1 protein-coding gene is annotated in these 5,512 nt (G+C 49.4%); it reads right to left on the reverse strand.

What is annotated here, in order from left to right:
* Nucleotides 1–233: 233 nt before the first annotated feature.
* Nucleotides 234–4,466: an NACHT domain-containing protein gene (locus tag NG833_RS28620; protein WP_254568669.1), complete on the reverse strand. Its 4,233-nt coding sequence runs from the start codon at nucleotides 4,464–4,466 to the stop codon at nucleotides 234–236.
* Nucleotides 4,467–5,512 lie beyond the last annotated feature (1,046 nt).

The following is a 5,512-nucleotide window of genomic DNA, read 5'->3' on the forward strand; positions in this document are numbered from 1 at the left end:
TTGAATTTATCTTATGGACAGGCGATCGCTCGAAGCGCGGCTACATTTTTTCACATTTTGGGTCATTGAATTTATCTTATGGACAGGCGATCGCTCGAAGCGCGGCTACATTTTTTCACATTTTGGGTCATTGAATTTATTACCTGGACAGGCGATCGCTCGCAGCGCGGCTACATTTTTTCACATTTTGGGTCATTGAATTTATTACCTGGACAGGGCTATCTTTATAAACTCTACTGCTCGATCGCCCCTAATGCCTTGAGGGTGGCTTTTTGGGCCTCGGTTAATCCCGTCGCCCCGGTAATATCCATCCCGGCATAGGGTTTATTCACGATCGCCTGTACACACTCTCCTGACTCCAACTCCCACACTTTGATTGTTTCATCATAACTCCCAGATACCAGCGTTTTCCCCTCGGGATGAAACACCAGGGATAACACGGCACTCCCATGTCCATCGAAGGTTTTGATACAGTCTCCGGTTTCTACATCCCAGAGACTCACCATGCCATCTTCCCGGCCAGAGGCGAGGGTTTTCCCATCCGGGGAAACTGCCACGGCCCAGACGTAATCGCCTTGACCCTGTAAAGTTTTCACGCATTCCCCTGTCCGAAAATCCCACAAATTCATTGTGCCATCATCGGTCCCGGAAACCAGGATAGTGCTATCGCTACTGAAAGAGAGAGAGACGACCGCGCTGGTATGGCCGGGTAAGGGTTTCATCCCCTGTTCCGTTTGCAAATCCCAGAGTTTTACCGTAGAGTCCGCACTCCCGCAGGCTAAGGTTTTACCATCCGGGGACAATGCCATCACTTCCCCAGAACTGGGGGGGTTCCAGGGGGTGGTGAGAGGCTCACCTGTCTGCATATCCCAACGATGGAGAGTGCCATCATCGCTAATGCTTGTGAGATAGTCTCCCGTGGGGGGAATGGCGACCGATAGCACTTTACTGGGATGTCCCTGCCCGGTATTCAAACATTCCCCGGTGGTTAAATCCCAGAGTTTGACGCGGCGATCGGCACTGCCGGAGGCGAGGGTGTTGCCATCGGGGGCGAGGGCCAAGGACCATACCGCACTGGCATATCCTTGTAGGGTGGTGAGGCATTCTCCTCGCACAATATCCCAAAGTTTCACAGTTTCGTCATCACTTCCGGAGACCAAAGTGCGGCCATCGGGAGCAATTGCCACAGTTCCCACCCGACTATTATGATCCGGTAACCGATGTAAACAGTCCCCGGTGGTCATATCCCAGACTTTCACCGTCCCATCAGCACTGCCTCCGATCAGAGTGCGGTTATCCGCAGCAACTGCTAAGGACCAAACGGAACTACTCTGTTCCTCTAAGGTTGTATGACAGTTTCCTGTGGTTAAATTCCAGAGTTTCACGGTTCCTCCCGCACTACCGGAGGCGAGGGTGATGCCATCCGGGGTGATTGCCACGGATAAAACCCACTCTGTATGTCCCTCTAGGGTTTTGCGACAGACGCCAGTTTCCACATCCCAGAGTTTCACGGTTTGATCTGCGCTACCGGAGGCGATGGTTTTGCCATCGGGAGTGATGGCTACAGACCAGATGATGCTACCATGTCCGTATAAGGTTGTATGACAGTTGCCGGTTTCTAAATCCCAGAGTTTAAGGGTGCGATCGTTGCTCCCGGAAACGATAGTTTTGCCATCAGGAGTAACGGCGACCGATCGCACAAAATGGCTATGACCCTCTAACGTTTGTAAACAGTTCCCCGTCCGGATATCCCAGGTTTTAACTGTGCCATCATCGCTACCCGAAACCAGGGTTTTGCCATCGGGGGTGACTGCCACGGACCAGACTGCGGCAGAATGTCCTTGGCACAACACCAAGGGTTTACCCTCCACTTGCCATAAATAAATTTCCCCATTGGCATCTCCCGTGGCAAACCACTCCCCATCGGGACTAAATGCTGCGGATAAAACTGTCCCAAATACGGTCGTAAAGGTACAATATTTTAAATTCGCTTGGGCTAAATTGACATTCCGTAAATTGGCCGAGGTAAAATCAGCCCCTAAGATGACTGTATCTCGGAGGTCACTATTATCTAGGGCATTGGGGTCGAGTTTTAACAGTAAAGTGACCGCATTTCCGCCTAGATATCCCGCTTCATTTTCACATTGACCTTGGGTGGATTGGACTAATTGTAATAATCGGGTTTTGGTGGTTTCTCCGGGGTCAACACTGGGCAATAATAGCTCTAAAACCGCTTGGGTTAAGGGTGCTTTGCCAAAGGTTTGGGAGAGTTCGGACGGAGGGGGAAACTGTTTGAGGTCGGCAAATTCTGCAAAATCCGGGGCTAAAATGCCCAATTCCACGGCAAATTTGTAGGCGACAAAAAACTCTAAGAGTGAGCGATGGGCGGGGGTATAATCTCCTTCGGCATTACGAATCAGCATGGTTTGAGCCATCATGTCATAATGCCAGTGGTCTAAATCTTTTTGTTGTTGGACTACGGTACTGAAGAGGCGACGCAGGCGGTTGGGAAATTCTCGGAAGTTGAGACTCATGCGATCGCTAGAGAGCATTTCCCAGGATAGTTCGCAGAGGAAATATAATTTATCCGCCATTGAGGTAAACGTGCGTTCGGTTTTAATATCCCGTTCCATTTTTCGGCGCACGGCATAAAAGTAAATTCGGGATAAATCAATGGGTTTTCCTGACTCAATTTCCGGTAAGGCTTCTAAAATTAACTCAATCATCACCGGACGTTTTGCCAAATCCAATAATTTGGCATTTCTCATGACTTTTTCCACCGTTGCCGCTGTTGCCCGTTTGCTAATGACATCGCGGATTTGGTTGGAATTAAGTTTTTCAATTTCCAGGACTTCAAATTGAGGCGTTGCCCCAATTAAATTAGCAGTGGAGGCTTTTAATTCCGCATTTAAAAGGGCGCGTCCTTCTTGAGCTTCGGGAAAATGTTCCGTCCGACAGGTGAGGATGACTTTGGACCCGGGAACGACGACTTTGGCGAGTTCCCAAAAGTTATTAATCATTTGTTGGCGATCGACTTTGGCGGCCATTTCATCAAAGCCATCAAAAATTAATAACAATTTGCCCATGCGATTTAATTGCTCAAAGGCAGAGTAACCGGGTAAGCCAATTTCATGCTGACGGAAAAAGAATTCTGAAAACAAGGATTCGACGCTGACGGCTTTGGCATAATCCCGTAAGGGAATCACCAAAGGCAGGCGAGGACGAGGCAATCCTTCTTCTTTGGCATCGCGATATTTCTTAACGGTTTCCCAGGCATAATGAAGGGCAAACCAGGTTTTTCCCGTGCCAAATTCCCCTAAAATTGAGATATGTTCTTTCGCCGGGTCATCCACCCAACGGTTGATATAGCGGTCGATCCAGCCGTTGCGTTCATCGTACCGACTTTTGGCAATTCGTTGGTGGGTGATGGGGTCTAATTCTTCTTTGGTGCAGGCCAGGGGGACATATAAGCGTTCAATGTCTCGCTGCATGACTTCGGCTTCTAACCAGTCGATATATCGACTAAAATCTGCTACTTCGTCGATGAGTTCGTCAAAGGTGTAGCAGAATAAAACCTCATCATTTTCAACAATATCAACTGCCGCTTGACTAATCCGCCTCGGGGCAACTAACCAGCCTTCATCGGCTTTTTGAACCTCGACAGATTCCCGTAAATGATTGACATCGCTAATCGTAACTTCCCCTTCGATGCCCCGAACTACGATGCGATCGAACCCGCGACGGGCGCGGATATTAATAATCCATTCAAAGTAAGTAGCGGTTTGAACTTCGTAGGACTCGAAGTCATATAATGCTTCTAGCCAGTTGCGTAATTGCCGCGCAAATGCTGAGTTAAGGCGGGGTTGGTTTCCCGCAGCCGGAAGAATGGGGTCGGGTTCGCTGGCGGTGAGTTTGGCAATTTCTTGGCGGAGGTCTTCTAGGGCATTGAGGTTTTCCAGGCGCTCTAAAATTTGGTTGGTATTGTACCGCAAATCTTCAATTTTGCGAAATTCCAAGACTTCGGCAGGGGTGCGGGTGCGGTTAGCAATTTCCATGAAAATGCTGCTAAATTTTGCCAGTTCCCGCTGATAGTCAATATGGCTTTCGCGAATTTTATCCCCCAAGGCAAAACCATCGATGTAGGATTCGGCTTCGCTGAGGAGGGTATAGGGGTCGTTGCGATCGAAGGCTTTCCGAAAGCCTTGATAAATTTCGTTTTGGCGGAAGAGTTCGAGGACGAGTTGGAGTTGGTCAACGTTGAAGTTATCGAGGTTTTGAATGCCATATTCGACTAAGGCATACCGATAAACTCCGGTAAAATCTGCCGGAGGATGGTCTGCATCAATTTGAAATTTTTTGAGTAATTTAATAACTAATTCGTTGCGTCTAGCGGTATTAATGATGACGGGAGTGGCAACGCGAGCGATCGCCAGAATCGCCCGAACGATCTCGTCAATTCCTACCATAGTTTTTTCCTCGATCTTCGATAGCTAATAACCTATAGGTGGGACAGCAATGGCTGTTTAGGGAATCGGGGGTGGGTTCGGGTCAAACCCTGAATCCGTCGCGGGTTGGGTTGATCTTCGGTGGCGATCGCGGCCCTGATCATCACTGGGGGTCAATGAGGTTACGGTGGAGTCCTCATCAAAACTAGCGCAATTTTCCCAAGTTAGCCTAGGGTGGGTAACCCGCACGCGATCGGCAAAGGGGCCAGGGGTACTCCCCAATCCGGTCCAGGTCGGTTTCAGGGGGGCAAATCTCCCACTCTGGATAGGTCTACCAGGAATTAGCCCTGTCAAGGTGTTGGCATCAAGAGGCGGACTAAAGGAGTAGCCCTGTCCAGATGATAAATTTAATCACCCCATATCGTGATTTCATGTAGCCGCGCGAGAGCGATCGCCTGTCCAGATGATAAATTTAATCACCCCATATCGTGATTTCATGTAGACGCGCGAGAGCGATCGCCTGTCCAGATGAGCAATTTAATCACCCCATATCGTTATGGAATGTAGCCGCGCGAGAGCGATCGCCTGTCCAGATGAGCAATTTAATCACCCCATATCGTGATTTCATGTAGACGCGCGAGAGCGATCGCCTGTCCAGATGATAAATTTAATCACCCCATATCGTGATTTCATGTAGACGCGCGAGAGCGATCGCCTGTCCCGATGAGCAATTTAATCACCCCGAAGAGTTATGGAATGTAGAGGCGCTTCCCGAAGCGCCCCTACAAATTAAGGGTTGCCTGAGTATGAGGAGGAGTCGGGTTGGCACAGCCCACCCTGTGTTGACTGGCGATTCTCGAATCGCCTCTACATTGAGGGTGAATTCTCTTAATCTGCGAACGGTTAGGACGGTGGCCCTACCATCCCGGGTTGACTGGCGATTCTCGAATCGCCTCTACATTGAGGGTGAATTCTCTTAATCTGCGAACGGTTAGGACGGTGGGCACAGCCCATCCTGGGTTGACTGGCGATTCTCGAATCGCCTCTACATTGAGGGTGAATTCTCT

The sequence above is a fragment of the Oscillatoria sp. HE19RPO genome, assembly GCF_024220515.1.
Classification (GTDB): Bacteria; Cyanobacteriota; Cyanobacteriia; order Cyanobacteriales; family Laspinemataceae; genus Laspinema.